Below are 3,833 nucleotides of genomic sequence, written 5' to 3' on the forward strand. Positions count from 1 at the left end.
AGTCGCGACCGTGGCGGTCTTTGATGCGCAGCAGCTCAGGGCCGTATTCTTCCCAGCGCCCCGATTCCTGCCACAACTCGGCCGGTTGGGTGCTCGGCATCAACACTTCCAGAGAGCCGGCGGCGTTCATCTCTTCGCGAACGATGGCTTCAACCTTGCGCATGACTCGCAAGCCCATCGGCAGCCAGGTGTACAGGCCCGAGGCAAGTTTGCGGATCATGCCGGCGCGCAGCATCAGCTGGTGGCTGATCACGACCGCGTCGGAAGGCGTTTCTTTCTGTGTGGCGAGCAAAAATTGACTGGTGCGCATGGTTGGCCGTTGTCGGTTGCTATGACTGGAAATGACGGAGCAGTGTACCGGCGAGTTTTGCTGACGTACAGAAGTGTGGCCAGCGGAGGGGTCCAATGGCGGGATTCCTCCCGCCATTGGCGATTTGTCTTACGACTCTTCTGCGACCGGCGTCGGCACAGGCTCGGGCGTGGGTGTCGGGCCTTCGCGGCGACTTTCCTGGAACCAGTGCAAGGCGATCAGCAACAGCGTCGGCACGCCGAGCAAGGCCGTGATCAGGAAGAAGCTGTGATAACCGAACTTCTCGACCATAACCCCGGAGTAACCGCCCATCAGGCGCGGCAGCAGCAGCATGATCGAGCTGAGCAGGGCGTATTGCGTGGCGGAGAATTTGAGGTTGGTCAGACTCGACAGATAGGCCACGAACGCCGATGTCGCCAGGCCCGAGCTGAAGTTGTCGAGGGAAATGGTCACTACCAACATCTGCAGGTTCGGGCCCATGTCGGCGAGCATCACGAACAGCAGGTTGGTGGCCGCCGAGGCCGCGCCGCCGATGAACAGAATTGGCAGAATGCCGAAGCGCACGATCAGCAGGCCGCCCATGCCGGCGCCTACGAGGGTCATGATCAGACCAAAGATCTTGCTGACGCTGGCAATCTGATCCTTGGTGAAACCCTGATCGATGTAGAACACGTTGGCCATTACGCCCATCACCGTGTCCGACATCCGATACGTGGCAATCAGACCGAGCAGCAGCAGTGCCTGCCAGCGATAGCGCAGAATGAAGTCGTTGACCGGCGTCAGCACCGGTGCGAGGCCACGACGGCCCATGGTCGACAGGCACAGGCCGGTGAGCAGCGTATAGAGAATGGCGCGCAGGAAGGCACGGTCTTCAAGCAGCAGATCCAGTGGGCTCATACCGCCGAACAGCACGCTGGCGAAATCGGTGTTGTAGAGCTGGGTGAACATCGCCGGTACCGAGACCAGCAGGATGATCAGCACAAACACTGACATCAGTTGATGCATAAAAGTGTAGCGCCCGGCCTGCAATTGCGTGCGCAGCGGCACGGGCGGCTCGCGCATCAACAGGGTGGTCAGCAGAGCGGGAATCATCAGCGCGCCGAACAGCGCGTAAGTGCCGGCCCAGGCCGAGTGCTGATAGTTGAAGCCTGTAGAGCCGAAGCCTTCGGCGAAGAACAGGGCGCCGGCAGTGGCCAGCAGTGCCGCCACGCGATAGCCGGACATGTAGCTGGCGGCGAGGGCGGCCTGGCGGTTGTCTTCGGCGATTTCCAGGCGATAGGCATCTACCGCGATGTCTTGAGTGGCGGAGGCGAATGCGACGACAACGGCGATGGCGATCAACCACGACAGATGCTTCTGCGGATCGCAGAAACCCATGCCGATCAGCCCGAGAATCACCAGTGCCTGCGAGAGCACCAGCCACGAGCGGCGACGGCCAAGTTTGCCCAGCAATGGCAGACGCCATTGGTCGAGCAGCGGTGACCAGACCCATTTGAACGCGTAGGCGAGGCCGATCAGGCTGGCGTAGCCGATGGTTTCCCGGGCCACACCGGCTTCACGCAGCCAGACGGAAAGCGTTGAAAACACCAGCATGTACGGCAGGCCGGCGGCGAAACCCAGCAACAACAGCACGAGCGTCGAAGGACTGGCATAGGCGGCGAGCGCGGCGCGCCAGGTTTTACGGGGCATGGGCTGAAGTCTGCCTCAAGATTGCGGAAACAAAGCGCGCACTCTAACCGCTGTGCTCTACCGGACGCCAGCCATGGCGCTGAATATCCACACGATTGTTCAGGACGGTGATGCCTTCCATGCGTAATCGCGCCCGTTGTTCATCCCCGGATGGACTGCCCACTGGCAGGCTGATCCGACCACCGGCGCCCAACACGCGGTGCCAGGGCAGCTTGGTGTCGCCGGGTAACTGACTCAAGGTGCGACCGACCCAGCGGGCGGCGCGCCCCAGCCCGGCAAGATCAGCCAATTGACCATAGCTGACGACTTTGCCTTCGGGCACTTGTGCCAGGGTCGAGTAGAGCGCCGTGCGTCGGATTTGCGCTTCGCTGTCGACTTCGTGGATCGGGTCTGTCACGTACACGGTTCCTGAACATGATCGTTTGATTGCCTTAAGCGTAATCCCTCATCGGGCAGTTGAGAAATGAACTCAATAGAAATAGTCCGGTCAGTCCTTGTCAGGGAATTATTCCTACGGATAATGCCGACCCCTTTTTCGCAAACTTGAGCCTTCGATTCGCTTATGTTGTCCAGATCCTTGCTGTGCCTTGCTGTTTTCAGTGCGTCCACGCCCTTGCTTGCCGACACCGTGTGGTTGAAGAACGGTGACAAGTTGAGCGGCACCATCACCGTGTTCGATGGCGGCAAGCTGTTGATCCAGACCAAATATGCCGGTGCGGTCACCATTGACTGGAAAGAGGTCAAGACGCTGGACAGCGATCAGCACTTGCTGGTCAAGCAGGATGCCTACAGCGGTGAAGTCTCCAAGTCGCTGACGGCGGCCGAAGATGGCAAGGTCACCCTCGCCAACGGTGAAGCGCCGAAAACTGTGGAGCTGGCCAGTATTCAGCAAATCCTCAAGCCGAAGCCGGTGGTCGAGGATTTGGTGTGGAAGGGTAATGTCGATCTGGCGCTGGATTATCAGCGTGCGGAAAAAGACACCGACGACTACGACATTGGCTTCAAGACCTCGGCGCGTCATGGCCGTTGGCGTCACACCGCCGAGGGCGAATACAACCGTGAAGTGCAGGACGACGTAACCACCACGGACAACTGGCGCGCCGAGTACGCACTCGACCGCTTCCTGACAGATAAATGGTTCTGGCAGGGCCGTCTGAATTACAAGCGTGATCACATCGAAGAGCTGGCGCGTCAGCGTGTGGTCGGTACCGGTCCCGGCTACCAGTTCTGGGATGATGAGCTGGGCGCATTCTCGCTGGGCTCGTTGTTCAACCGCACCGATTACGAGTATCGCGATGGCAGCAAGGACAACTTCTATTCCGTCGCCATGAAGTGGGATTACAACCGTTACCTGATTGGCAAGAAAGTCGAGTTCTTCACTAACGGGGAAATCGGCAAGCCGCTATCCGACGTGGCCAATTACGCGCTGGATGCGGAAATGGGGCTGCGTTACAAGGTGACCGATTGGGCCTCGCTCAACCTCAAGGCCGAGCGCGACATCATCAGTGGCACCAACGATGCGGATTTGAACAAGACCCGTTACACCGCAGGATTTGGCGTGGCCTGGTAAGCCACCCACAAAAAATCGCAGCCTTGTCGGGCTGCGATTTTTTTTGCCTGAACAAAGCAGGCGCCCACAAAAAAGCCCCGCTTTTAAGGGCGGGGCTCTTTTCTAAAGAAGCTACAAGTTAGATAACTTGTACTTCTTCAGCTTGCATGCCTTTCTGACCGCGGGTAGCGATGAAAGAAACCTGTTGGCCTTCTTTCAGGCTTTTGAAGCCGTCGGATTGGATAGCTTTGAAGTGAACGAACCGATCGTCACCGGATTGTGGGG

General features: G+C 58.9%; 4 protein-coding genes and 1 pseudogene. 1 reads left to right on the forward strand and 4 read right to left on the reverse strand.

Annotation, left to right across the window (positions count from 1 at the left end; genetic code table 11):
- The 3 genes and pseudogenes from ACIONG_RS29955 to ACIONG_RS29965 form a co-directional block, all read right to left on the reverse strand.
- Positions 1-310 (reverse strand): annotated as a pseudogene (locus ACIONG_RS29955) (proline--tRNA ligase); the annotation flags it as partial.
- Between the two features lie 129 nt (positions 311-439).
- Positions 440-1,999: an AmpG family muropeptide MFS transporter gene (locus tag ACIONG_RS29960; RefSeq protein ID WP_213027744.1), complete on the reverse strand. Its 1,560-nt coding sequence runs from the start codon at positions 1,997-1,999 to the stop codon at positions 440-442.
- Between the two features lie 43 nt (positions 2,000-2,042).
- A complete protein-coding gene (locus ACIONG_RS29965; protein WP_103306575.1) occupies positions 2,043-2,396 on the reverse strand; it encodes an MGMT family protein in 354 nt (117 codons plus the stop codon).
- A 165-nt stretch (positions 2,397-2,561) separates the two neighbouring features.
- Between ACIONG_RS29965 and ACIONG_RS29970 the strand changes: the two genes are divergently transcribed.
- On the forward strand, positions 2,562-3,569 hold the full coding sequence (locus tag ACIONG_RS29970) for a DUF481 domain-containing protein (RefSeq protein WP_401304592.1): 1,008 nt from the start codon (positions 2,562-2,564) through the stop codon (positions 3,567-3,569).
- Positions 3,570-3,687: 118 nt separating this feature from the next.
- Here ACIONG_RS29970 and ACIONG_RS29975 read toward each other — a convergent pair.
- Positions 3,688-3,833, reverse strand: a 146-nt coding sequence (locus ACIONG_RS29975) for a cold-shock protein (RefSeq protein WP_401304595.1), incomplete at its 5' end; no start/stop codon positions are given.

This window comes from Pseudomonas sp. NPDC087817 (assembly GCF_044742875.1).
GTDB lineage: Bacteria > Pseudomonadota > Gammaproteobacteria > Pseudomonadales > Pseudomonadaceae > Aquipseudomonas.